Below are 24,307 nucleotides of genomic sequence, written 5' to 3'. Positions count from 1 at the left end.
TCTCTAGACCCGCGTCTTCCTGACTGAGGTTCATGCCTCTCAGGTGCGCTTGGCCCGCCCCTGCAACGGCCTCGCCGCCTGTCGAGAATCCCGATGAACCATCATGATTCCTGACACTTTTGCGGTATTTTTGATGCATGGTCACGATTCCTGAAGCTGCGGAGCGATGAAGCTCGCCGCGGTGCGGAGCATCGGAACCGCCAGGGGTTGGCGGTCTGAGGAAGATGCTGCCGACTTCGAGCAGGAGATCATCGACCAGTACGCGCTCGCGATGGCCGCTGCCGGGCTCAGCGACGGCTATATCGCGCAGTCCAGGGCGGTCGTGTTCGAGTTCTTGCGTCACCTCGACGCCCCGCTGTGGCAGGCGAGGCCCTCCGACGCCGATGCGTTCCTGGCCGGGCTGCGACGGGCGGGGCTGGCGGTCACGACCCGAGCGAGCAAGGCGGGAGCGATCGCGCAATTCTACGACTTCGCCATTGCCCGCTATCAGGGCGACATCAACGCGCTGACCGAGTGGGTGATCGAGCAGCCCGTCGACGAGCACAACCGACAGTCCGGCGCATCGCTGGGCAAGGTCCGTGTGCCGCCCTCGGATGTGGAGATCGATCGGCTCTTCGGCGGGTGGGCGGCCTCGCTCCAAGACGAGCGACGCTATCTGCCGGCCGCGAGGAACTACTTCGCCGCATCACTCTGGCGACGGGTCGGGGTGCGCATCACCGAGAGCACGAAACTCGACATCCGTGACTGGCGACCTGATCTCGGGGCGCTGGGCAAGTTGCATGTCCGGTTCGGGAAAGGCTCACGCGGACGCGGGTCCAAGCAACGTCTGGTGCCCGCGATCAACGGCGCGGACCAGCTCATCGACTGGTGGCTCGGCGATGTACGGCACCGGTTCGGCCCCGACTGGGACAACCCAGATGCCCCGATGATCCCGTCCGAGCGGTTCGACCACGAGCTCGGCCGTTCGTGGCGGGCCAGCGACGATGTGCTCCGGCGAGGACTGACCCGAGCGACCGAGCGATTCTTGCCCGCCTGGGCCGGAGGACGGATGACGCCGCATGTGCTCCGCCACTATTGCGCGTCATCGCTGTATCTGGCGGGCATGGATCTGAAAGCTCTGCAAGAGCTGCTGGGGCACCAATGGCTCTCGACCACGACGCAGTACATCCACGTCCCGGGCGAGCACGTCGAGGACTCGTGGATGCAGGCGAACCAACGGCTGGAAGATCGATTCGAAGGGATGACCACGCGATGAAATGGAACCTGCGAGTCCAGGCCGCCGAGCGTGGCATCTGGAAGTCGGCGGAACTGCGGCGGATGCTCGCCGAAGCCGGGCTAGAGATCAGCCAGGGCAAGATGTCCGGGCTGTGGACGGGCACCCCGACGACGATCCGGCTGGACGACCTCGACGTCATCTGCCATGTCCTCGCCTGCAAGCCGACTGACTTGCTGGTGCCCGAGCCGGAGAAGGTCCAAGCCCGTAAGCCGGGGTCCAAGCAGCAGGAAGCCAACGGGAACTCGAACATCGTGACGCCCCGGTTCGGTCCGAAGCACGACCGGCCCGCCCCGCCGTTATGAGCCCCGCACGCGGCCCGAACGGGCCTCTGAGTCCGCCGCTGCCCTGCACGGGCTGCGGGGTCAAGCCGGCCGCGTGGCTCACACCCCGCATCGACTTCTGCTATGACTGCATCCCCGGTGGCCCGTTCACCCCGCCGCCCTGCAGCAAGTGCGGTTCGAGCGAGTATTACACCCAGGGGCTCTGCGCCAACTGTCACCCGGGCAGCCCCGGCTACGTCGGCTCCTGCCGCGACTGCCTTGCCTGGGGCGTCTACCGTGGGCGCAACTGGCGCTGCTGGAAGTGCCGTTGGTGGTTTACGCACTACCCGCAGGGCGAATGCGTCTCCTGTCACCGGCAGGTCACCCTTGGCGAGCAAGGCTACTGCCGGTTGTGCCTGGAAACCGCCCGCTACCACCAGACGCCCGGACAGCCGCTCGACCTCGACGCGGCCCGCACCTACGGCCAGCAGCTCTTCCTCGCCTCAATGAACGACTCTCGTAGGCCCGCGGAACTCCACCTGCCGATGGCGATGAGTGTCAGCGAAGCGATCCGCGTCATCAACACGCCACCGCCAGTGGCGGCCAGCTACCAGCCGGTGCTGTTCCACATTGACCCTGACCCCGAGCTGCTCCGGCAGTGCTCCAACGAGATCCGGCTGCGCGACATCACCTCCCGCACTGATCACTTCCTCTACGCCCGAGCCGGCGAGTACGCATGGAGCAAGCGACAGACCAACCAGGTCCGGCGCACCCTGAAAGTCCTGCAGCTCGTGTTCCCCGGCGCGAATCTGCGCTTCCGCGCCTCCGACATCCTCGCGATGCGCTCCTACGACGACGATGGCAACATCCGCTCCACCATCGAAGTCCTCGAAGACGCAGGTCTCCTCATCGACGATAGGGTGCCGTCCTTCACCAAGCTCTTCGCACGCAAGACCCAGGCCCTTCCCGAGCCGATGCGATCGCAGCTTGAGCTCTGGCGCGACATCATGGTCGACGGCTCCAAGACCCCGCCGCGCCGCCAGCCCCGCGACACGATGACGGTCAAGGGTCAGATGTATGGCATCCTCCCCGCGATCACCCGCTGGGTCGAAGACGGGCGCACCAGCCTCGTCGGCATCAGCACCGAGGACATCCTCGCCATGCTCCCCGACGATCCCTCGCGCCGTCACACCATGATGCTCGGCTTCCGCACCCTGTTCACGATCCTGCGCGGCCGCAAACTGGTCTTCCTCGACCCGACGAAAGCGATCCCGCTGCGCGGCCCCAAGCGCAACATGCCGCTGCCGATGGAACCCACCGCGATCCGCGACGCCCTCACCAACCCCGACCCCGCGATCGCGCTGGCCGTCTCACTCATCGCCTTCCACGCCCTGACCACACAGCAGGTCCAGCACGTCCAGCTCACCGACATCATCGACGGGCGACTGCGGATGCCCGATGGCCGGTCCATCCCGCTCGCGAAGCCGGTCCGCGTCCGCCTCACTGCCTGGCTCGACCACCGAGCCAAACGCTGGCCGGAAACGAAGAATCCCTACCTGCTCGTCACCATCCAGACCGCGCCCCGTCTCTCACCGCCCAGCCGGAACTTCCCCTGGAAGAAAGCCGGTGTCACTGCCCAGGCGCTGCGCACCGACCGGATTCTCTACGAGGTCGAACAGACCGGCGGCGACGTCAGACGCGTCTGCGACCTCTTCGGCATCGGCATCGAGACCGCGCTGCGCTACTCGGCCACGATCCTCGAACCACCCACCCCAGGCGAACGCGCCCCGACACACACGGGAGAGATCGACAACGAGTCAGCATCCAGTGTATAGTCAGTGCATGCTGACTATTACTTCGCGTCTCGACGTCATGAACCGGCTCGGCCGGGCGATGGCGGACCCGACGCGCTCCCGGATCCTGATGACCCTGCTGGACGGCCCGAGCTACCCGGCGGTGCTCTCACGCGGGCTGGAACTGACCCGCTCGAACGTCTCGAACCATCTGACGTGTCTGCGCGACTGCGGCATCGTGGTCGCCGAGCCCGAGGGCCGGCAGACGCGCTACGAGATCGCGGACCCGCACCTGACCGCGGCGCTGACAGCGCTCATCGACGTGACGTTGGCCGTCGATGAGAGCGCCCCGTGCCTGGACTCGGCCTGCACCGTGCCGGGATGCTTCGGGGCGGGCGCGTGAGCGCCGCGTGCGGCTGCGACGAGCCGACCACCACCCCGGAAACCGAGGAAGTAGAGCGCCCGTGGTGGCGAGACCGCGGGATCATGGTGCCCGTCTTCTCCGGCGTCGCGTTCGGCACCGGACTGGTCCTGGAGTGGGCCGGGGCAGAGATCGCGGCTGTGGTGGCGTTCTGGATCGGCCTGCTGCTGGGCGCATCGACGTTCACGCCCGGCGCGATCCGGAACCTCGTCACGAAGCGCAAGCTCGGCATCGGCCTGCTGATGACGATCAGCGCCGTCGGCGCGGTGATCCTCGGCTACGTCGAGGAGGCCGCCGCGCTGGCGTTCCTCTACTCGATCGCCGAGGCACTGGAGGACAAGGCGATGGACCGTGCCCGCGGCGGACTGCGGGCGCTACTCAAACTCGTCCCGGAGACCGCGACCGTCCGCAGTAACGGCGCCTCGGTCGAGATCCCGGCGAAAGACCTCACCGTCGGGCAACTCATGCTCGTCCGCCCCGGTGAACGGATCGCGACCGACGGGATCGTCCGGTCCGGGCGCTCCAGCCTGGACACCTCGGCGATCACCGGAGAGTCGATCCCGGTCGAAGTCGAGCCCGGCGACACGGTGTCGGCCGGGGCGATCAACGCCGCCGGAGCCTTGGAGATCGAGACGACCGCGGCAGGCACCGACAACTCCCTCACCACGATCGTCGAGCTCGTCGAGCAGGCGCAGGCAGAGAAAGGCCACCGTGCCCGTCTCGCGGACCGGATCGCCCGCCCGCTGGTGCCCGGCGTGCTCGTGCTCGCCGCCCTCGTCGCACTCATCGGCTCGCTGCTCGGCGATCCGGAACTGTGGATCACCCGCGCCCTCGTCGTGCTCGTCGCCGCGTCGCCATGCGCGCTGGCGATCTCCGTGCCGCTCACGGTCGTCGCCGCGATCGGCTCGGCCAGCCGGTTCGGCGTGATCATCAAATCCGGCGCCGTCTTCGAACGCTTCGGCACCATCCACCACATCGCCGTGGACAAGACCGGCACGCTCACCCGCAACGAACCGACAGTCACGGCCGTGCTCACAGCGGACGGCGTGACGGAAGCACAGGCACTTCACTGGGCGGCGGCCCTGGAACAGCACAGCACCCACCCGCTGGCCGCAGCGATCACCGCCGCAGCACCAGAAGCACCCGCGGCCGAGGACGTAACCGAGCAGGCCGGGCACGGCATCGAAGGCCATCTCAACGGCACGAAGATCACCGTCGGCAGCCCTCGCTGGCTCGACCCCGGGACGCTCCGCGACCAGGTCTCGGACCTGGAGGAGCAAGGCATGACGGTCGTTGTCGTGCACCGCGACGGCGTGCCGGTCGCCGCGATTGGGGTTCGCGACGAGCTGCGCCCCGAGGTCCCCGAGGTCGTGCGCACCCTCACAGCTCAGGGCGTCGGGGTGACCATGCTCACCGGCGACAACACCCGCACCGCCCACGCGCTGGCCGCGCAGGCCGGGATCGAGGACGTGCGCGCCGAGCTGCGCCCCGAGGACAAATCCGCCGCGATCTCCGAACTCGGCAGGACCGGCTCGGTCGCGATGATCGGCGACGGCATCAACGACGCCCCGGCCCTGGCCGCCGCGGACATCGGGATCGCCATGGGAGCGACCGGCTCGGACGCCGCGATCGAATCCGCCGACGTCGCCTTCACCGGCCACGACTTGCGGTTGCTCCCACGCGCGTTCGCCCACGCCCGCCGCGGCAGGCGCATCATCAACCAGAACATCATCCTCTCGCTGCTGATCATCACCGCACTGCTCCCGCTCGCCCTCTTCGGCATCCTCGGACTCGCCGCCGTGGTCCTCGTGCACGAGATCGCCGAGGTCCTGGTGATCCTCAACGGGCTCCGCGCCGCACGCGGGAAACGCTAGACACAGAGCCGCCCACCGCGCTCCACCACCACATCCGAGCACCGGCAGAACAGGGTGAGGTCGCATCTTCCGTGAAGATGCGACCTCACCACCCCGCACAGAGCCCCTCGACCCGCATCTTCCGGCGAATCAGGCTTCAGGATTCTTGAACTTGCGGGGAATTCCCGCCGCGCGGCTGCTCGTGTCGAACAAGGCCAGCTCGGCCGGGTGCAGCTGATGCTGGGTAACGAAGCTCCTGGCCTTGATCCGCCATAGGCCTTGGCCGACGCCGAGGTTCGGCAAGAGCTGCTGCTCAGTCCCGGTCAGGCCGAGCGCGGTCGCCGTCGGGCCGAGTTGATCGGACTCCTGCCGGTACACGATCCGCGTCTCCGCGTTCGCCAACAAGGAGTTGGCCAGCGACCGCATCGCCGAGCCTTGGTCGCCCACATTGTCGAGGTCGGTGAGCTTGTGGAAGATCAGCATGTTCGCGATCCCGTAGTGCCGGGCGAGTCGCCAGTGCGCGTCCATCCGCCGCAGCAACGCCGGGTGAGACATGAGCCGCCAGGCTTCGTCGTAGATCACCCACCGCTGCCCACCGTTCGGGTCGAGCAACGCGGACTCCATCCACGCCGACGAGCACGTCATCAACACCGAGATCAGCGTCGAGTTCTCCGTGACACGGGACAGGTCGAGAGAGATCATCGGCAACGACGGATCGAACCTGACCGTGGACGGCCCATCGAACAGCCCAGCCAGATCACCGGCCACGAGACGGCGCAGCGCGTGACCGACCAGCCGGCCGTCCTCTGCCAGCCTGCCGTCGGTATCCGCACTGGGGGCAAGGATGCGTTCGACGACCATCGGCAGGATCGGCACGTCGTTCTCCCGCACCGTCTGGGTCAGGGCGATGTCGATCGCGGTGTGCTCCAACGGCGAGAGCCCTCGTGCGAGCACGGTCTCGGCGAGCGCACCGATCAGGTCACGACGCCGCGCCGCGACCGTGTTGGTCCACTGCTCATCCGACAGCCCGTCGGGTCGGTGGCCCTCGTCGAGCGGGTTCAGGCGGGTGTTGAGTCCGTGGCCGAGCACGATCGCGCGTCCGCCGACGGCGTTGGCGACCGCGGTGTGCTCGCCCTTCGGATCGCCGGGAACGTACACGCGCCGACCGAACGGCAACGACCGCGTGTAGAGGGACTTGGCGAGGCTCGACTTCCCAGAGCCGACGATCCCGGCCAGCACCACGTTCGGTGCGGTGATGATGCCGCGCGCGTACAGCACCCACGGGTCGTAGACGAAGCTCCCGCCCGAGTAGAGGTCCTGCCCCACGAACACACCATCGGCACCGAGGCCACCCTCGGCGACGAACGGATACGCACCCGCCAAGGTCGCCGAGGTGTCCTGATGGCGCGTCAGATGGAACCGACCTGGCGTCCGCAACCGCGCGGCACCTGTCTCACCGGCTTTCGGGAGGTAGATCGTGGCGCGCCGCTCAGCCCGCTCCTGCTCGGCCTTGACCTTCGCGGCAGCGAGCGCATCCTTCCGCTGCTCGGCATGCAAGCGGGCTTCTGCCCGACGGCGCTGCTTGCGGAGCTTCCGCCGTTCCTTCGACGGTGCCACCAGAACGGCGGTGTGCAGCCGTTCCCGATCCTGGGTCACAGCCCCAGCCCCCGGGCCTGCTTCACCGCAGCGATCTTCGCCGGCTCGAACCACGACCCATCCGACTTCGGGGCCGGAAGGTCGGTCCGCTTCGGAGCGCCCGGCGATGAGTAGGACACCAGCAGCTCCGGGCCGTCCCGCATCGGGGGTGGCCCGGTCTGTGCCGCTTCCTGTGCCTCGGTGTCGGGTTCGGTGTAGCGGCGCAGCAGGGAGACGTACCCGATGTGCAGGTTGACGACCAGCGCGTAGTCGCCGGAGATCGCCACCTGGTCGTTGGTGCCCTCGCCGGGCTCGTCGTAGACGTACCCGTTCTCCAGCGCCGCCTGGGTGGTTTCGTCGCCATAGTCCCACTGTGCGAGGTAGTCCACCGCATCGACATGTCCCAGCTCGCCGAGGATGCGCAACGGCCTGTCGGCCTCATCGCCCTGGAAGAACACCACGTTGACCCACCTGGACGGCGCGGCCTCCTCGACCGCGGGGTCGGGGTGCCAGGCGATCTTGCCGGCCGCGATGAAACCGTCGGCGAGCCGGTCGTAGGCCCGGTCGACGAGGTTCGCTGCCTGGCGCAACTCCTCCGCAGCGGCCAGCGCGTCCCGCACCCCGGCCTCGTGGTTCCCGTCGTCGTTGAACGCGTGCGCAACCTTGCGCTCGTGAACATCGGCGATCTGATCGAGTACCTGCCGCAGCGACCGCATCCCCGACGAAAGGTCACCGATCACCCCATACATCTCGGCGGGCTGATCGAGGCCTCGGCTCGCATGAGCCAACCCCCGCAGAGCCTCGGACGCCTCCGCAGCGTCGGCAGTCGGATCGAAGAACGTGGGCATCATGGACCTCCTGGCACGTCGTGTGTCATGAAGGTGCGCAGAACTCCCACCCGGCTGTCGGCGGTGACTAATACTCTTGAGTCAGGAAGCGGACAGAGGAGGACGCGGCAGGTGGCTGATGAGATCGAGTTGATCCATGACGGCGAGGGGCTGGCCGTCATCGGCGACCCATCGGCCGTCCAGCGCTTCCTCGACTCAGTCGGGCTGTCGTCACTCTCTCGTGAGCTTCGCCTCGACCGGCTCGGAGCTGCTCTTGATACGGGATCGAAGGTCGCGGAAGCGGTGTCCAACATCGCCGAGAACGCTGGCCGGTATGTGAGACTCACTAAGGAGTCTGCTGAGCACGTCAAGGAGTTCGGCCTGATGCCCACGAAGACCAAGGGCATCAGTCACGCCATGCTTGGTGATCCCGGCTCCATCAGCAAGTGCATTCAGATCGAGGATGGTCCAGCATCCCTTCTCACGAACCCTGTTGTGCTCTCTGGTGCTGCCGGAGTAATGGCTCAACTCGCGAGACAACAAGAGGCACAAGAGCTGAAGCAACTCCTCGTCTCCATCGACGGGAAGCTTGATGACGTGCGTCGCAGACAACGTGACGAGGTCCTCGCCAAGATGGATCGAGTCAGTTTCGTGATCGACGAAGCGATGGCGATACGTGAACATGGCGGCGATCGCGAGACCGCTTGGGACAAGGTCAAGACCGAGGTAGGAACAATCGCCGAAGTCCAAGCCGATGCGTTGCGTGCTCTGGAAGCCCTCGCCGACAAGGCCAGCGACCAGTCCGGGATAGGTGCCCTCGCGAAGGCAACCCAGGACATTGAGACCGAGGTCAGTGTCTGGCTTGCTGTACTTGCACGATGCTTTCAGTTGCAGAACGAGTATGCGGTTCTGGAGTTGGATCATGTCTTCGATACAGCGCCAGGCTCGCTAGATGGGCATCGACTTGGACTCGATGCGGCGCTCCGAGAGCGGCGCGGCAAAATCGTCCTGAAGACAGGGCAACTGATGACACGCCTCGATCAGGCCGGTGGCGTCGCACGCGAGAATGTCGTGCTGCACGCTCGTGCCGCACGCAAAGTGATCAACTCGATCAACACCGTCAGCGACTCAATCGATGACTTCCACACTCCGTTTGCGATTGAATCAAACCGGGAGGCATTGACCAGCACCCGTTGGAGAGATGCGGTGCGAGACCCGCAGCAACTGCGAAACGCGGCAGCGGAAGCTGGCCCGAAAGTTGTTGTGGGTGCTCTCGGCATCGGAACCCTCGTAGTTGGTGCTGTGCTCAAGAGCGGTGACTCGAAGGGCTCCTCCGGCGGAGACGCCTGAAAGCTTGAAGTCATACCCGCCGGCAGAGTGGCAGTGCGGCGGCAGTGAACGCTGCGGCTTGCTGGCCGACAAGGAGGCGGGTCTCGCAAGACGCTTGGATCGCGGCTTGCTCGATGGCGGCGACGGCGGCGTCGAGTTCTTCCACAGTGGGGGCGGAGACGGCGATCAGGCCGGTGTAGCGCAGGATGCCGTGCCCGGCGGTGAGGTCGGCTTCTTGCTGGAGCACGTCGTGGTACTCGGCAGTCTGCGAGGCGTCCTCGATCTGGCCGATCTTCGCGCGCTGGGCATGGTCGGAGATGTGCTCGACCTTCTTCTTGCGGATGTCACGGGCGGCTTGGTCGGAGCGCATCGGGGTGCAGATCAGTGAGAACGAGCGCTGGATGCCGGTGGACAGCAGTACCGGTGACAGGAACCCTGGATAGACCAGCGACCGCGGCCACTCGCTGACCCAGAGCACCGCATGGTGAGCGGAGTCGGTGCGCGTACGACCCCAGGTCTCGGTGACTGCGACCGGTCCAGCCGTCGCGAGCGACTGGCCGAGGCGACCGTGACGTTCCAGGGTCGCGGCGATCGCCGGGTCGTAGGCCGAGCGCAGCATGACCGCGATCTGCCCTGGGGTGAGCCATCCCGAGGGTGACAGGTCGGCGGAGCGGAGGGCGGCGACGAGGGTGTTCATCTCTTGCCGCAGGACGGCGGCGGCTCCGCGTATCCCTCCGCCGGCGGTTCTGATCTGCCGGGCGCTGGCTCTCATGTCGAGGCTGAGAGAGAGCGTGGTGGCATGGCGCTCACCAGCGGGACCAGCACGCTCGATGAGTTCGGCGTAGGTGTCGGACGCCCACGATCCATCGGGTGTGCCGTGCGTGGCCCACCATTCGGCCAGGCCGGTTCCGGAGTCTGGGAGGGTGCGTTCGAGGACTTGCAGGGTCGCGATGCGCCCGGAGCGGCACACGGTGGCGAGGACACGGCCCCAGGACGCGACACGGCGTTCCTGCTCGCCGGGATCGAGGAGCACGAACGCGGGATGCGTGACCTCGCACACCACCGTGAGAGTGGCGGCGTGCGGGTCGTGGATCATCCCCGCGCTGGTCTCGGGATCGGTGTACTCGCGCAACCGCGCCATGTCCCCAGGCAGCGCGAGCGTGCCGACGGGGCGCGGGACGACGATCCGGCGACGGTACAGCAGTTGCCCGCCGGTGGTGCGCCACAGCCACCAGCAGGCGATGGGCAGCCATTCCACGATCGGTCGGCCCGCGATGGGTATCCAGGTCAGTGCGGCGGCGAGTAGCCAGATCGGTGCGGTGTAGGCGAGCAGCATCCCGCCTCCGGCGTAGAACGCGCCGATGAGGGTGGCTCCGCCGATGGCGAGGGTGATGAGCTGGGTCAGCGACAGGCCGAGGAGGACACCGCGTCGGGTGAGTCGGGAGAACTTCACCGGCACCAGCTCGCCCGCGGTCTGCCGGTCGTTGTTCGTGACGCTCATCGTCTACTCCTTCGGTGGGCGTGGCGCGGGCGGCGGGGACTGTTTCGGTGGCGGCGGTGACGGGTCAGTGCTCGGCGGGCGCGGCGCGGGACTCGACGGCGGTGCCGCCGCTGGCGTTGCGGGCGGTGGTGGTGTCTGCGCGGCTGCGTCTGCGGTGTGCTCGCCTTGGGTTCCCAGCGCCGTCCCGGCCTTGGGTCCGGCGGTGGCGGCACCTTTAGCGACTCTCGCTCCGATCACCACGCCCGCGGCCACGGGACCGGCTGCGGCTGCTCCGCCACCGCCGGCTGCGGCACCTCCTCCGCCTGCCGCGCTTCCGCTGCTCGCGGCGGGTATAGGTGCCGGGGTCTTCGGCGGTGGCGGCGCACTGCTCCCGCCACCAGTGCTTCCGCCCGTGTTGCCGCCGCCACTGCTGCCGTCGAGTACCTTCTTCGGGTCTGCGCCGCCTTGCGGCTTGGACGGGACCGGGATCGGTCGGTTGAGGGCGCTCTTGGCGTCCTGTTCGGAGCCGATCGCGTGGTACATGTCGAACCCGGCGAACGCGATGAACTTGTAGGTCAGATACGGCGCGAACGCCGCCATCGCCATCAGCACGATCCCCGCGATGGGATCACTGATTGACGCCAGATCGGCGTCGATGGGTGCGGACACCTGGGTGACGGCGACGAGGAACATCACGACGAGGACGAGCTTGGAGCAGACCAGGGCGACGACGAACATTGCCCACTTCCCGATCCATCCCCGGCTGGCGTCCCAGGATGCTCCGCTGAACGCGAGCGGCGCGAACACCACTGCGACCAGTAGCAGCGCTTTGCGGACGAGCAGGGAGAGCCACACGATGGCTGCGGCGGTGATCGCGAGGCCGGCCATGAAGATGGTGATGATCGCCCCGACACCGGGGGCGGCGATGTTGATGCCGACCAGTCCCGCTGCGAGGAGGGCGATCTTGTCGCCCATCGACTCGGTGGTCTCCCCGGCGGCCTGCACGATCCCGATGCACAGCTGATCGACGACTTCCAGCAGCAGCGCCGTGAGCGTGATGACCACGAACGAGCCGAGGACGGATTTCGCCAGCCCCAGTCCGGCGCGGGTGAGCGCGGTGGGGTCTCGGCGGATCAGCCCGGTGATGAGTTGGAGGCAGAAGAAGATCAGCATCACGAAGACCGCGATGCCGAACAGCAGGTTGTACACGCTGACGTAGCCGGGTTTGGTGACATCCACCAGCGTGGTGGTGTCGAACACCGACCAGACCGCCTCGAACAGCCACCCGGCGGCGGCACCCATCGCCTGGGCGAGCCAGTCAAACGGGGCCGCAACCAAGGAAGCGGCCCCTTCGCCGACGGCATCGCACACCGACGAGATCACGGGAACGTCGCACACGCCCATCTCGAACTCCAGCTCTCGACGACGCGCGGGTCAGACCTGCTGGCCGACGTTCCAGAAGAAGTTGATGAGCGTCACCGACGCGCCGCAGATCACCGCAGCGCCGCACGAGACAAGCACGCCGATCTTTCCCCGCGAAGCGAGGTGCGGGTTGCTGCTGTTGGCGCCGAAGCCCCACACGATCGCGGAGACGATCAACGCGAGGACGCTGAGGATCAGGCCGATCGTCATCACCGCGCCGACGATGGTGCGCAGCTGGTTGATCCCCGGCAGCCCGTTGGTGTTTGGGTCGATGTTGATGTCCATCGGCACCAGCAGCGGCGCGGACATGACATTGGCGAGCAGATCGAACACGGTAGGTCTCCTTGGCGACGGGCGGCCCGCCCACGAACTCGCAGACGGGGTACACGCGACAGGTGCGCCCGTCCTCCCGCCCTTGTCAGTGGCCGCCCCTAGCCTTGAAGGAGTCCGGGCGTCGCTCGTCCGCACGGGATCGCGGGATCGAGAGGTGCAAGGAACATGAGTCAGTACGGGGTGGACTACCTCCAGCGACTACGCACTGCCGTCGAGAAGTTCGAGGAGGCGTTCAACGCGTGGATGAGCACGCAGGTCGAATCGGACCACATGTCCGCACGCGGCCTCTTTCCGACCGTCTGGACGAAGGAAGGCCAGGATCAGAACGAGGTTCAACGTCTCGAACTCGCGGTCGCGGAGGCTGCCGGCGTGGCAGCGAGCGCCGTTTCGGTAACTGGCGCCTACATTGCGATCGCGGGCATCGGAGCGATAGACCCGATCTCCAACTGGTCGTTCATGTCTGCACCAAAGGCTCCGATTGCACCTCGGGACATCCGCACGACGACCGCCAACGTCAAGGGCAGACTGGACGCGATGATCGTGGACGCAGAGTCCCGCACCGACTCTGACTTGCCGACCTTCGCCCCCGCGCAGTTCCACCCTGTGGTCTGGTCCGGCGCTTCCGCACACTGGACTACGCACCAGTACCGAGTGGCAGTCCGCGAGGCAGCCGAAGGCCTCACAGTCCACTGGAAGGAACGGCTCGGCCGGAACGATGTCGATGACACGGTCTTCTGGCAGCAGACGCTCTCACCCGGCGCGCCGGAACCAGGCAAACCGAAACTCACCTGGCGAGGAGCGTTGGACGACAAGACGGTGAAGAGCATGCGCGGCGGTCTCGAACCGCTCGCGAAGGCACTCAATTTGCTGGCCACCGGCCTGAACCTGACGGTCCGCAACGTGACGACGCATACGCGCACTGAGCTGTCAGAGCAAGAAGCGATGGAACGCCTCGCCGCCTACAGCTATCTCGCGCGACTGCTCGATCGGTGCGAGCCCTCAAGCGCCGACGAAGACCAGCCGGGCGAGTAAGCACAGCCCTTCAGCTACAGACTCGACCCGACTGTGAGGAGCCAGTTCATCCAAGCGACGCCGCCTCCGGCGAGGACTGCGGCGCCGAGGGAGACGAGGGCTCCGGTTCGGCCTTTGCTGGCGGTGGCGTAGTTGCCGTGCGCGGTCGCGATGGCCCATACGATCGCCGAGACGATCAGCATGAGGACGGCGACGATGAGGACGAAGGTCAGGAGCGCGCCGACGATGGCGCGAAGGTCTCCGATGCCGCCGAGGCCGTCGAAGTCGGGGAACACGCCCATCACGCAACTGCCTTGACTGTGACGTGGAGGTGGTCGTAGTGGCCGCCGGTGATGGAGGCGGGGTCGTGCATGCCGCCGCCGTTGTAGGGTCGCCAGCCGTCGGCGTCGCGGGCGAGGGACCAGATTTGGCCTTGCCAGATGAGGTACTGGACGCCGAGTACGTCGGCGTTGTCTTTCATCCAGTTCGTGACTCGCCAGCCGGCTTCGAGTTGCGCGGGGTTGGGGCGTTGGCCGATCTGGTTGCCGAAGGTGATGTCGCAGGCGCGTCCGAGGGGATGCTCTGACTTCGTGCCGGGGCGGGGTGAGTAGCAGCCCCAGCCGGTGTTGGGGAACGCGGCGAGGGTCTGTTGGTAGAGGTGCAGCATTCGGGCGGTGATTTGCCCGTTGCTGGTGGGATCGTCGACGAGTCGGTCGGGGTCTCCATCAACGCCGCCAGGTGCCCCGGGCGTCCCGGCGGTGTTGCAGACGGCTGGTGATCCGCTGGTCGCGGTGGGGAGGTTCGCGGCTCCGTGCTGGTTGAGCCAGGCAGCGGCGTCAATGGCGTCGCCGCCTGTGCCGCCGGGGCGGACCTCGAAGTGCAGATGTGCTCCGGTGCTCATGCCCGAGGAGCCGACATCGCCGATGTGCTGCCCCGCTGTCACGCGGTCTCCGGCGTGGACGTGGATGCCGCTCTGCCACATGTGCGCGTAGGCGGTAACGACGGTCTGGCCGTCGATGGTGTGCCCGATGACGATGAGGCCGCCGTACCCGCCGGAGAACTCCGCGACGGTCACGGTGCCGTCAGCGGCGGCGAGGATCGGCGTGCCATCGGGCGCTGCGAAGTCGGTGCCGGTGTGCATCTTCCGTTCGCCCGTGATCGGGTGCACCCGCATCCCGAACGGCGAGGTCAGCACCCAGGTGCCCTCGGGCAGCGGGAACACCACACGCGACGACGAGACCGCAGGGCCACCCGCGCCGCCAGCGGGACTGCCTCCTCTGGTGAGGGCGGCGAGGACGCTGTCGGCGACGGACGCGTAGTTGCGGTAGCGGTCGGGGTAGGCGGAGACCTCGACGGCTTGGGCGGCCTCGCCGGGGTCCATCTGTTGCCAGCCGGGGATGTCGAGCAGGCCGCGCGGTGAGGGGTAGTTCGGTCCTGTCGGCCCGCCGAAGAACGCCCGCGCCTGATAGTTCGGGTCCATCAACTCTGCGACCGAGCCCCACCCGGATTGGGGGCGCATCTGGAACAGACCGAGTGAGTCGTGGTCGCCGCCGTTGCCGTCGTTCGGATAGTTCTCCGACTCCGGGTAGGCGTCGGTGTTGGTGAGCATCCGCAGCGTGGACTCGGTGAGCGCGGCCATCAGCGCGATCTTGATTCCCGGCCGGCCCACGTCGGTGATGCCGTTGCCGACCGTGATGATCGTGGCCGCGTGCGTGAGCTGTTGACGGTTCAGGGTGAAGGTCTCGCCGTTCGCGGTGGTCACGGTGAGCGAGTCCGGGATCGGGCCGAGGTTAACCGTCCCGGCAGGGGTGGCGCAGTAGGCGGCGGCGGGGTTCATCAGCACCCCGATCCCGAGGAGCGTGGCGGCGGGGACGAAGAACAGCAGCGCCAGGGCTGCGATGGCGGCTTTGCGGAACACGACACCAACCCCTTCAACGCAGAGGGTTGTCGAGCTGCGACAGCCGCAGCAGATGGCAGGTCGGGTAGGTCGGTGCGCAGACGACGAACACGGTGAACGCGACCGGATTCTCGCTGTTCACCTGCTGCCCGTTCCAGACCCCGGCACGGTGCCGTGTGCCCTCGATCGTGACGGCCGTCGTGCCTGCCGCGAGCTGCCCTGGTTGGGCCTGCGCTACGGCCTCGGCCCAGGCGTCGGGGATGTACGCGGTGTCGATGGTGAGGTGCTGGCGGGTGGTGTACTGCCGTAGCTCGATCCAGGCGTCGCGGGTCGGCAGGTACGTCGCGACGTCGGAGGCCAGCCCTGCTTGCTCGTCTCCGCTGGGGTCACCGACCGTGAGGATCGCCGAGGTGTAGTCCAGCGGCCACAGCCCCGAGGCGGTGTCCCAGGCGAACAGCGTTGACGCGACGCCCTGCGCGAACGTCTCTGGGTTGGTCGAACGTGGATCCGCTGGAACCTGCGGCGGCCGAGGCGTGCTCGGTGCGGCGGTCGGCGGTGCCGTCGTGGTCGGGCCAGGCTCCGGGTCTTGCTGGGGGCTGGTGTTGCTGCGCGGGCCGGTGAGGAGTCCGTAGACGCCGACGCTGGCCAGGAGCAGCAGGACGATGCCGGCGGCGATGAGGGCGACGAGTCGGCGGCGGTTCCGGGTGTCAGTGGCTGCAGGGCTCATGCCGAGCAGGTGCGCACCCGGCACCTGTGCCTGTGGTCAGAGCGCGCGGAGGCGTGGCCGCTCCGTCGCCGTCGTGCCTTCGCGTGCGGCTCGGAGGGCGTCGGCGAATCGGAGGGTGCCGTCGGTGGTGGCGAGGAAGTTCTCGAACTGCTCGTCGGTCAGTTCACCGGCGAGGGTGTCGGCGTCGTAGTGGGTCCACCAGTTCGTCAGCTCGCCCCAGGTCTGCACGAACGCGCGCAACGGGTAGCGGACGGGTTGCCCGTCACCGGTGACGAGCGGCAGCGGGCGGGGTGGGGTTCGCTTGCCCTTCTTGATCGCCTTTGCGCGGGCTACGGCTGCTTCGGCGCGGGCGTGCAGTTCGGCCTCGCGCCGCTCCCGTTCGGTGGTGTCGGCGTCGCGGATCGCCTGGTAGATGGGATGCACCGGCTCTCCGGCCTCGATCCGTTCCAGCCCGGCGGCGGCCTCGGCGCGCAAGGTCTCGGGTTGGGTGGGGTTGTTGGCGATGTCTTCGAGGTACCCGATCTTCTCCAACGTCGTATGCGAGGCACCGCCGGGGATCATCGCCGCCGCCTGTTCACGGCTCTTCCCGAGTGGCCCGTTAGACGGTGGTGCAAAGTTTGCACCACCGTCGTTTCCTGGCTGGTTCTCGCTGCTGAACTGGGTAGCGCTCTTGCGGCGGGCGGCGTCTTCGGCCATGACCTGCTTGAGTTCCCGGTAGAGGCCGGCGGCTTCGAGCTGGGTGTAGGGCTTGTGCAGCATGTTGTCGTCCTGCTCGGCGAGGAGCTGCCCGAGCCGGTCGGACAGGCCGCTGCGCACCCAGACGTTGACGGTGCGCCAGCCGAGCTTCTTGATCGCGGCCAGCCGTCGCGCCCCGCACACCAGCACGCCGTCGATGGTGATCGTGAGCGGCTGCAGCAGTCCGTCGCGCTTGATGGACGCGGCGAGTGTCTCGATGTCGCCGAGGTCGGCGCGGTGCCGTGTTCCGACGACGATCGAATCGACGGTGCGGTCGAGCTGGATGCTGCCGATCTGTGGCTCGGTCACGAGGGCTCACCGCCTCCACCGTTCGGAGCGGCGAGCGCGAGCGCGAGGATCAGGTCCTCGTCGCGAAGCAGCAGATCAAGGGTCTCGCCCAAGAGGAGCCGGAGCAGGACACCGCGACCACTACTGGTGGCCACGTAGGCCGGGTGCGGGTTCCCGAGCAGTGCCTTCAGTAACGCGGCCCATGAGCGGCGCGGAAGGTCGAGCAGTGCCCGCGCGTGCCGATCGCGGCGCAGCGTCTCGTAGGCGGACTGGCGTGTGCCGGCCTTCATCAACGCTCCGCAGACGTGCTCGACAGCGGCCCTTGCCGTGTCGGCGGGCCAGTCGAGCAGGCACAGCATCGCGATGGCGTCCTCGGCCGCCGATCCAGCGGACATGCACGCCTGCGCTGACCCGAGTCCGTCGCGCGGCTCCGGTTCGAGGTCGCTGGGACGAAGGTCGGTGGTGTGGAACGCGGGATGGTAGTCGGCCAGCGCGGTGTCGCGTTCAGAGAATCGTTCGGGGTCGTGGAAAGCCGAGACGTGGGCGCGGCGGGCCTGGTGCACCGAGCAGAGCAGCCCTTGGGCGCGTTCCTCGTAGACGCAGGTGATCCGCACGGCGTGGGTGATGATCGCCCACGGATCGTTGGCCTCGCGGGTCGAGCGGTACTGCATCGCGTCGAACGCCGCCGTGACCGCTTCCCAGGTGTCGAGCTTGTGCTTCCTCGCGAGAGCGCGGTACTTGTCGGCGGCGAACTCCATCAGGTCGCGGGCCACCGGGTCGTGAACCCAGGCGTCCTCGCCGCCCTCGGCGAGGCGATTGAGCAGGGCACGCAGGCCCTCGCCAGTGGTGAAGTCCTCAGCCCCGTGGGCCGTCGGCTCGGTGTTGGTGCTGGTTGGTGTGGTCATGGTGTCGGCACCTCCTGGCAGGCAGGTGCGCACTCGCTCCCACGAGCGCGTCCTGCATGCCGATGCCGTCGCAGCCATGACCTCTCACCGCCGTCAACTCATCGAGACCCCAGAGCGGGACACCTGCGAGGCAGGTGCGGTGCTGCGCCCGAACGCCGAAATCGGAGGCAACCGACGGGCACGATCCCCGAGACGACGAACGCCGGCCCCGAGCGGGGTGCGGGTGCGGCGTGCGAGCTCGGCCTGGAAGTCGAGGCCACGGCCGGCCGCGTGCGCCGAGTGGCGGGCGATCAGGTCGGTGGGGCGCACCCACTCCACGCCGCGCCCGCGAACGAGCGCGTGCTGCTTGTCGTCGCGGGCGAGCTGCGCGGCCCGCACCGCCTCCGGCGTGCTCGTCGCCTCGACGGGCTCGGGGCGCTCCCGCCGCTCCTCGGGCACCAGCCGTGCCGGATCGGACCTGGCGGGGTCGTTGTGCTGTGGGTTCTCAGTGGTGTTCATCGGGTCGTCTCCTCCCGCTCGTCGGCGGTGTCGGTGGTGTCAGTGAGGTGCGCGACGGCGAACCAGCGGCCCACCGTCGAGGGATGCACCCCGAGTTCGCGGGCGATCCGCTTGTTCGACCAGCCCGCCTCGCGCAGCTCCCACCCCAACGCCCGCCGATCCGCCACACCGTCCTCGCGACGGGTGACCTCCGTCTCGCCAGGCGGCAGCGCAGGCATCGACTCCGCAGCGGCGGCAAGTGCGGTGGCCGGGTCGGTGGTGCGGGTGAGGATCACGGTCAGGTGCGTGATGGCGAGCAGCACGACGGGCGGCACCGCGGCGACCGAGGCCGCGAGCATCCGTGGCACGTCGGCGTCTGCGGCGACGACAGCGTGAATGGCGTTCGCTGTCACCGAGACGAGCGCGCCGCCGACCAGCAGCGCCCACGGGTACCAGGCCGAGCGTTGCCCGGCGAGGGCGACGACGGCGACCGTGGCGACCACGATGATGCCGTCCACAATCAGTGGCCACGCCCACGCCTGCCCCGCCCCGATCCCGGAGCGAGCGGCCAGGTCGGCCAGCGACGTGAACGACAGCCAGAACGCGCCGGCGGCGATGAACACCGTCCCCGCGGCCGCTGTCATGGCGGCCCAGCGCCGCCCTTCCGATTCACGCATCACAGCCCGGCCCTCCCCAAGGCTGCGGAGGGTGGGCTCGCCGCGCGGCCGAACCAGCGACCCGCGCTCTGGCTCCGGCTATCGGACGTGGCCTCCGATGCGGGCTGGGTGGCTCGGTAGGCGGAGCGCACGGTCGTGGTGATCTCGCGATCACCCAGACCCGCCGAGTGTGCCGCAGAACCCAGCGCATCGAGCGCGTCCGTGGCCGAGACGCCATTCTCGGCAAGGCGGCAAGCGGCCCAGAACAGGCCCCGGTTCCGCTCACCCTCACCCCGCCCCGCGACCCAAGCCGCCAACCGCTCAGCATCCACATCCATCGAGCCGCTGCTGGCGCGCGACGGGGCGACGGGGCGCGGGTCGAGAAAGTCCCGCAGCCGGGCCGCGTCCACCGTCCCGACCGAGTGCGCGGCGATATCGGCGACCTCGTAGCGCTTCACATGACCGTCGATGATTCGCTGGGAAGGCGGAGCGATGATGTAGCCGCCGTCGCCCCGGAAATCGACGCCCACGTCAGCTGCCTGCCACGACCGCTGCTCCCTGCCTTGTGTCGCCGGGAAGTACACGTGCGCGCCACCGGTGGGTGTGCGCACCAGCAGACCCGCTCCATCGACGAGCCCCGCCTCGGAGGCGCGCTCGAATGCCGCGCGGCCATCGTGGGGGCCATGGACATCGACATCGGCGACGACAACGCCCGATGCAGCGCCCGTCGGGATGCCGATGTTCGCGTCCGGTGTGCGCGACCACCACGCCGCGACCTGTTCCGGGTCGCTGCTCGCATCGAGGAACCCACGACGGGTGAGCGGACGCTTCCCCTCGACCAGACACGGGAACACGGGCACGCGGGCCGCCGCGAGGGCGCCCGCCGCGAACGCCAGGCTTGGCTCGCGATCCACACGGATGAGCGCCGCCAGGACATCGAATGCTTCAGGCATCACAGCCCTCGCCCTGCCAGCGCTGGCACCGGCGCAACACGCGGACGATCCGCCTCCACCCCATGCGCAGCCGCACGGGAAGTTCGCGGACTGGGGGTGTCGCGTTCGAGGCCGGGCGGGGTGCCGTCGCCGACCTGGAGCGTGTCGAGCTGGTCGAGGATCGCCAGCGCGGTCTTCCGCACCCGCTCGCCGGTGGCCTGCACCACCTGGACGGGCTCTTGGCCGTCCACGCGGGCGGCCCAGGTCGAGACGTACGGGATCGTGTACCCGGCGGTGTCCATGCCGTGCGCGGCACCGATCATCAGCGCGACGGACTCGGCTTCGACCTCGCGGATGCCGCGATGCTGCCGCGCTTCCTCGTCGTCGGGATCGTGCATCAGCACGTGCGCCAGCTCGTGTGCGAGGGTCTTGACCTGCGCGGCAGGGTCCATGTTCTCCCGCACCGCGACCGTGCGCGCCTCGTAGTCGGTCATGCCGTTCGCGCCGGAGATGATCCCCTCGTGCGGGACCCGCAGCACCTCGAACCCCGCGCCGTGAATCTGCCCGGCCAGCCCCTCCCACAACCCCGAAGGTGCTTCGCCTTCCAGCAGCGTCGGAGCGGGCGGCACTGGCAGCGGTTCACCGTCGGTCTGCGAGGCATCCCACACGTAGGCTGGGCGCGCTCCGACCATCCGCCAGCGCACGACCTCGTTGACCTTGTGCTTCTCTCGCGGCCCCAAACGACGCCAGGAGTTCGGATCGGCAGGATTGGACGAGGCGAACCGGCCCGTCACGGGCGCGAAGATCATGTAGCCCGGCTGACCCTTCATCACCTGCCGACCGAGGCCCTGCCACTGCCGGTACCCGGCAACCAGAGTCGGGAAAGGCTCGGGCACCCGGCCGGTCTCGAACGCCGCCTCGTGCTGCACCCAGATCAGCATCGTGTTGTTGAACGACCGCGACCGGAACCGTGCCGCGAAGGCCAGCGCTTGGCGCCAGTCGTCGCCCGAGACCAGCGACTCGACCGCGCCAGTCAGCTTCTCGTGCAGCTCGTCGAGCTTCGCCTCTCGCACCGCGCGGGGGTCCTCGTTCGATGCCATGCTCCTGCCTCCTCTTCGGCGGGCCGCGCCAAGGTTGCGCGCGGCGGTACACCTGGCAGGTAGGCGCGAACACCCGCGCCCGGACCGTGAGCTGGACATCGTTCACCTCCTTGAGGCAGCCCGAGCCGAGACCGGAACCGAGCATTGAGCATGCTCAAAATGTCCCGGAGTCCTGTTCTAACATCCATCGTTGAGCATGCGCAAGCCTTGATTTGTGCATGCTCAACGAGTACGGTTGAGCATGCACAACCACCCTCCGGGTGGATCACATCGATGCCTTGCCCGTCGCGAAGGGAAGGGGGTCAGCCACTATGACCGAAGACGAGAGCCAGGCTGCGGCCGAAGACCTCGCCAAACGTCTACGGCTCCTGATGGACGTCGCCGTCGCCGAGTCCGGCACCGAACCGACCTACTCGCAGATCGCCGACTACCTCCAAGAACGAGGCACCAGCCTGTCGCGGTCGCGCTGGACGTACATGGTCAACGGCCACCGCTACGTCCAAGACCCCGCCGTCTTCGAGGGGCTCGCCGCGTTCTTCGACGTGGACGCCGCCTTCCTGCTCGGCGAGGACGGTGCCGCTACCCCCGAGAAGGTCTCCGCGCAGCTCGATCTGGTTCGGTCCATGCGTGCCGCGAAGGTGAAGTCCTACGCAGCCCGCACCCTCGGCGACATCTCGCCGAAAGCCCTCCACGCCATCACCAAGTTCCTGGACGAGGAAATGACACACATGCCTGAGCACTGACCGGTACCGCGCGACACGGAGCCGCCACCGGTCCCTGCTCCCCACTGAGAAGGGGCGAACCGTGAACATCGAACAGACCGTATCGGCGGCCGTCGCGGGCCTTCAGCTCGGCAACACCTTCACCCTCGACGACCTCCGCCACACCGTCCAGGACCGGCGGCACCGCAGGCTGCGCATCGTCGAGCTCGCAGACCTCGACACCCACGACGGCCTCTGCGCGCTCTGGTTCGTCGCCGACGCCGAAGACATCGTGATCCACGCCCGCAGCGACTCCGCACTCCACCGCCAGCAGTTCGTCCTCCACGAGCTGGCCCACATGATCCTCGGCCACTGCGACGGCGATGACTGCACCGTCGGCGAGGCGCTGCTGCCCAACATCCCGCCTTACACCCGAGGACGCCTGCTCTCTCGGCAAGACCTCGACAGCGAGACCGAGATCGCCGCCGAGTCCCTCGCCGACCGGCTCGCCGCAGGCATCCGAGGGGCGATGTTCGCCGAATCGGCCTACTCGGAGGTCTTCGGATGATCCAGACGCTCGTCGCGACGCTCATGTGGGCGCTCGTGGCGAGCCTGCTCATCTTCCGTCGCAAACGCACCGACAGAAACATCACCTACGCCGCACTCGCCATCGCCATCGCGATGACGCTGGGCGTCGATGGCATCTATACAGTCGTCGATCCGCTCCTCGGCCGCACGAGCCTCGCGACCCTACTCGCGGACGCCCTGCTGATGACCGGACTCTTCTTCCTCGGACGTGGCGTCATGAAGTCCGGCGAGTACCGGCCTGGGCTCGTCCGCGCCGCCGTCAGCGTCCCCATGCTCGTGATCTCGCTCCTCTCGATCACCATCACGTTCCTGTTCATCGACCGCGGCCCGACGACCACGCAGTTCATGAGCGATCTCGGCGCTCAACCCGCCACTGCCGCGTACTCGATCATCAACTTCAGCTACGGCGGCATCGTCATCGCCACGATGCTGACTCTCGCCGCACGGCGATACCGGCACAGCACCGGCATCCAACGCCTGCCCGCAGCACTGCTGACGCTCGGGTCAGCCTTTGGCGTCGCACTCTGCCTCGCCGTGATCGTCATGGACATCGCCCACGTCACCGGCCGGCTCGACCTCATGCACGCCGTACAACCCGCCTACGGGCCACTGTCGCTCCTGACGTTCCTGTTCCTCTGCGCCGGATTCGCTGCACAACCCGCCGTCCGCCGCGCCCAGCACTACCTGCGCGACAAGCGCACATCCGCCCTCGCGGCACAGCTGGAGTCACTCTGGAACCGAGCGACGCATCTGCGGCCCGGTCTGAGCCAAGCAGACCCGCCCGCCGCGCGCACGGAAGACCCCGAAGGACGACTGCACCGAGAGATCGTCGAAATCCGTGACGCGATGATCGACCCCCGCATCACGTTCCGCACCAGCCGAACCGAACGCACACTGCTCGAACGCGCCGAGAGCCACCTCCTCGGACACGACCGAACAGCCGTCGCTCCGCCACGCGTAGACGAAGAGGACGGTGCCCGATGATCGGCCACCTCACCGTCGGAGCAGGGATCGCGACAGCAGCCGTCTCTGGTCTCGGGTGGATGATCGCCCGGCAGCTGACCGCGCCAGTCGGTCCACGGAAGTTCGACCTCACGATCCAAGGGATCGAGCACGACGAAGACGCCCACCTGATCGTGCTCGACCGCACCGGCCAGACCACCGCCGACGGCATCTACAACCTCTGGTTCGATCACGGCGGCTGGGCACAGCTCTCCGCAGAGATCGTCGATCGCGGACCTACTCGCGTCGCGCGCAGGATCACAGGAACCACACCTGGCCTCACTCCGAAGGTCGGCGACCGTGCCTCCTGGAGCGGCATCTACTACGCAAGCCCAGCCGACGCCGGACTCCACGCACGCGACATCAGCATCACTACCCCCGCAGGGCCGTGCCCGGCCTGGCGCATCGACGGCGACCCCTCGACCTGGGCGATCCACATCCACGGCCTCGGCAGCACCCGTGCCGGCACCCTCCGCGGCGTCCGCGCCGCAACCGAACTCGGCTACACCTCCCTGGTCGTCAGCTACCGCAACACCGCAGAAGGGCCACCTGTCGGCACCGGCCGAACTACCCTCGGGCACACCGAGACTGGCGACGTTGACGAGGCCATCGGATACGCCGTCCGACGGGGAGCCCAGCAGATCGTGCTCTTCGGCTAG

At 67.9% G+C, this 24,307-nt stretch carries 25 protein-coding genes; 11 read left to right on the top strand and 14 right to left on the bottom strand.

Features of this window, described 5'->3' with window-relative positions; all coding sequences use genetic code 11:
- Positions 1–166 precede the first annotated feature (166 nt).
- Genes FB389_RS10230 through FB389_RS10210 form a run of 5 tightly spaced genes read left to right on the top strand, consistent with a single transcriptional unit; the run spans position 167 to position 5,624 of the window.
- The gene (locus FB389_RS10230) at positions 167–1,255 is read left to right on the top strand and encodes a tyrosine-type recombinase/integrase (protein WP_142113291.1); all 1,089 of its coding nucleotides are present in this window, start codon (positions 167–169) and stop codon (positions 1,253–1,255) included.
- Positions 1,252–1,578, top strand: a complete 327-nt coding sequence (locus tag FB389_RS10225; protein ID WP_142113289.1) for a helix-turn-helix domain-containing protein — start codon at positions 1,252–1,254, stop codon at positions 1,576–1,578. Before FB389_RS10230 ends, FB389_RS10225 begins: the two co-directional genes overlap by 4 nt.
- Positions 1,575–3,371 (top strand): hypothetical protein, encoded by a 1,797-nt coding sequence (locus FB389_RS10220; protein ID WP_142113287.1) that lies wholly within the window; start codon positions 1,575–1,577, stop codon positions 3,369–3,371. The genes FB389_RS10225 and FB389_RS10220 overlap by 4 nt, the downstream gene beginning before the upstream one ends.
- 7 nt (positions 3,372–3,378) lie before the next feature.
- Positions 3,379–3,732 carry a Cd(II)/Pb(II)-sensing metalloregulatory transcriptional regulator CmtR gene (gene cmtR / locus FB389_RS10215; RefSeq protein ID WP_142113285.1) on the top strand — a complete coding sequence of 118 codons (354 nt, stop codon included), beginning with the start codon at positions 3,379–3,381 and terminating at the stop codon, positions 3,730–3,732.
- On the top strand, positions 3,729–5,624 hold the full coding sequence (locus FB389_RS10210; RefSeq protein WP_142113283.1) for a heavy metal translocating P-type ATPase: 1,896 nt from the start codon (positions 3,729–3,731) through the stop codon (positions 5,622–5,624). Before cmtR ends, FB389_RS10210 begins: the two co-directional genes overlap by 4 nt.
- Before the next feature lie 129 nt (positions 5,625–5,753).
- Here the strand turns inward: FB389_RS10210 and FB389_RS10205 are convergent, their stop codons facing one another.
- Together FB389_RS10205 and FB389_RS10200 are read right to left on the bottom strand one after the other, a co-directional pair.
- Positions 5,754–7,259 carry an ATP-binding protein gene (locus tag FB389_RS10205; RefSeq protein WP_142113281.1) on the bottom strand — a complete coding sequence of 502 codons (1,506 nt, stop codon included), beginning with the start codon at positions 7,257–7,259 and terminating at the stop codon, positions 5,754–5,756.
- Entirely contained in the window at positions 7,256–8,089 is an 834-nt protein-coding gene (locus FB389_RS10200; protein WP_246043621.1) for a hypothetical protein, read from the bottom strand. Before FB389_RS10200 ends, FB389_RS10205 begins: the two co-directional genes overlap by 4 nt.
- A gap of 108 nt (positions 8,090–8,197) precedes the next feature.
- Between FB389_RS10200 and FB389_RS10195 the strand changes: the two genes are divergently transcribed.
- Positions 8,198–9,415 (top strand): hypothetical protein, encoded by a 1,218-nt coding sequence (locus FB389_RS10195; protein WP_142113279.1) that lies wholly within the window; start codon positions 8,198–8,200, stop codon positions 9,413–9,415.
- Positions 9,416–9,425: 10 nt separating this feature from the next.
- Here FB389_RS10195 and FB389_RS10190 read toward each other — a convergent pair whose 3' ends face one another.
- From FB389_RS10190 to FB389_RS10180, 3 genes are read right to left on the bottom strand one after another with little or no spacing between them, the layout of a single operon-like run.
- Complete coding sequence (locus tag FB389_RS10190) at positions 9,426–10,895, bottom strand: PrgI family protein (RefSeq protein WP_142113277.1); 1,470 nt, start codon at positions 10,893–10,895, stop codon at positions 9,426–9,428.
- Positions 10,896–10,898: 3 nt separating this feature from the next.
- Positions 10,899–12,278: a conjugal transfer protein TrbL gene (locus FB389_RS10185; RefSeq protein WP_142113275.1), complete on the bottom strand. Its 1,380-nt coding sequence runs from the start codon at positions 12,276–12,278 to the stop codon at positions 10,899–10,901.
- A 30-nt stretch (positions 12,279–12,308) separates the two neighbouring features.
- Positions 12,309–12,605, bottom strand: coding sequence for a DUF6112 family protein (locus FB389_RS10180; protein ID WP_297105607.1), 297 nt, complete (start codon positions 12,603–12,605; stop codon positions 12,309–12,311).
- Between the two features lie 189 nt (positions 12,606–12,794).
- Here FB389_RS10180 and FB389_RS10175 point away from each other — a divergent pair, with 189 nt between their 5' ends.
- Entirely contained in the window at positions 12,795–13,661 is an 867-nt protein-coding gene (locus tag FB389_RS10175; RefSeq protein ID WP_142113272.1) for a TIGR02391 family protein, read from the top strand.
- A 14-nt stretch (positions 13,662–13,675) separates the two neighbouring features.
- Here the strand turns inward: FB389_RS10175 and FB389_RS10170 are convergent, their stop codons facing one another.
- The 9 genes from FB389_RS10170 to FB389_RS10130 all read right to left on the bottom strand — a co-directional run bounded on the left by FB389_RS10170 (position 13,676) and on the right by FB389_RS10130 (position 21,357).
- The gene (locus tag FB389_RS10170) at positions 13,676–13,942 is read right to left on the bottom strand and encodes a DUF6112 family protein (protein ID WP_142113749.1); all 267 of its coding nucleotides are present in this window, start codon (positions 13,940–13,942) and stop codon (positions 13,676–13,678) included.
- A complete protein-coding gene (locus FB389_RS10165) occupies positions 13,942–15,558 on the bottom strand; it encodes a M23 family metallopeptidase (protein WP_142113270.1) in 1,617 nt (538 codons plus the stop codon). Before FB389_RS10165 ends, FB389_RS10170 begins: the two co-directional genes overlap by 1 nt.
- 13 nt (positions 15,559–15,571) lie before the next feature.
- Complete coding sequence (locus FB389_RS10160) at positions 15,572–16,264, bottom strand: hypothetical protein (RefSeq protein WP_142113268.1); 693 nt, start codon at positions 16,262–16,264, stop codon at positions 15,572–15,574.
- A gap of 36 nt (positions 16,265–16,300) precedes the next feature.
- On the bottom strand, positions 16,301–17,308 hold the full coding sequence (locus FB389_RS10155) for a ParB N-terminal domain-containing protein (protein ID WP_142113266.1): 1,008 nt from the start codon (positions 17,306–17,308) through the stop codon (positions 16,301–16,303).
- Positions 17,305–18,192, bottom strand: coding sequence for a hypothetical protein (locus tag FB389_RS10150; RefSeq protein WP_142113265.1), 888 nt, complete (start codon positions 18,190–18,192; stop codon positions 17,305–17,307). Before FB389_RS10150 ends, FB389_RS10155 begins: the two co-directional genes overlap by 4 nt.
- 93 nt (positions 18,193–18,285) lie before the next feature.
- A complete protein-coding gene (locus tag FB389_RS10145; RefSeq protein ID WP_142113263.1) occupies positions 18,286–18,690 on the bottom strand; it encodes a hypothetical protein in 405 nt (134 codons plus the stop codon).
- A complete protein-coding gene (locus FB389_RS10140) occupies positions 18,687–19,346 on the bottom strand; it encodes a DUF2637 domain-containing protein (RefSeq protein ID WP_246043620.1) in 660 nt (219 codons plus the stop codon). Before FB389_RS10140 ends, FB389_RS10145 begins: the two co-directional genes overlap by 4 nt.
- Entirely contained in the window at positions 19,346–20,278 is a 933-nt protein-coding gene (locus tag FB389_RS10135) for a bifunctional DNA primase/polymerase (RefSeq protein ID WP_142113261.1), read from the bottom strand. Before FB389_RS10135 ends, FB389_RS10140 begins: the two co-directional genes overlap by 1 nt.
- On the bottom strand, positions 20,278–21,357 hold the full coding sequence (locus FB389_RS10130) for an ArdC-like ssDNA-binding domain-containing protein (RefSeq protein WP_142113259.1): 1,080 nt from the start codon (positions 21,355–21,357) through the stop codon (positions 20,278–20,280). The genes FB389_RS10135 and FB389_RS10130 overlap by 1 nt, the downstream gene beginning before the upstream one ends.
- A gap of 311 nt (positions 21,358–21,668) precedes the next feature.
- Between FB389_RS10130 and FB389_RS10125 the strand changes: the two genes are divergently transcribed.
- The 4 genes from FB389_RS10125 (at position 21,669) to FB389_RS10780 (ending at position 24,307) form a co-directional block, all read left to right on the top strand.
- Complete coding sequence (locus FB389_RS10125; RefSeq protein ID WP_142113257.1) at positions 21,669–22,100, top strand: hypothetical protein; 432 nt, start codon at positions 21,669–21,671, stop codon at positions 22,098–22,100.
- A 61-nt stretch (positions 22,101–22,161) separates the two neighbouring features.
- Positions 22,162–22,626, top strand: a complete 465-nt coding sequence (locus FB389_RS10120; protein WP_142113256.1) for a hypothetical protein — start codon at positions 22,162–22,164, stop codon at positions 22,624–22,626.
- Positions 22,623–23,630 carry an MAB_1171c family putative transporter gene (locus tag FB389_RS10115; RefSeq protein WP_142113254.1) on the top strand — a complete coding sequence of 336 codons (1,008 nt, stop codon included), beginning with the start codon at positions 22,623–22,625 and terminating at the stop codon, positions 23,628–23,630. Before FB389_RS10120 ends, FB389_RS10115 begins: the two co-directional genes overlap by 4 nt.
- A complete protein-coding gene (locus tag FB389_RS10780) occupies positions 23,627–24,307 on the top strand; it encodes an alpha/beta hydrolase family protein (RefSeq protein WP_246043619.1) in 681 nt (226 codons plus the stop codon). Before FB389_RS10115 ends, FB389_RS10780 begins: the two co-directional genes overlap by 4 nt.

The sequence above is a fragment of the Rarobacter incanus genome, assembly GCF_006715765.1.
Lineage (GTDB): Bacteria > Actinomycetota > Actinomycetes > Actinomycetales > Cellulomonadaceae > Rarobacter > Rarobacter incanus.
Note: the sequence above shows the minus strand (reverse complement) of the source record. Positions and strands in the feature narration are given on the sequence as shown.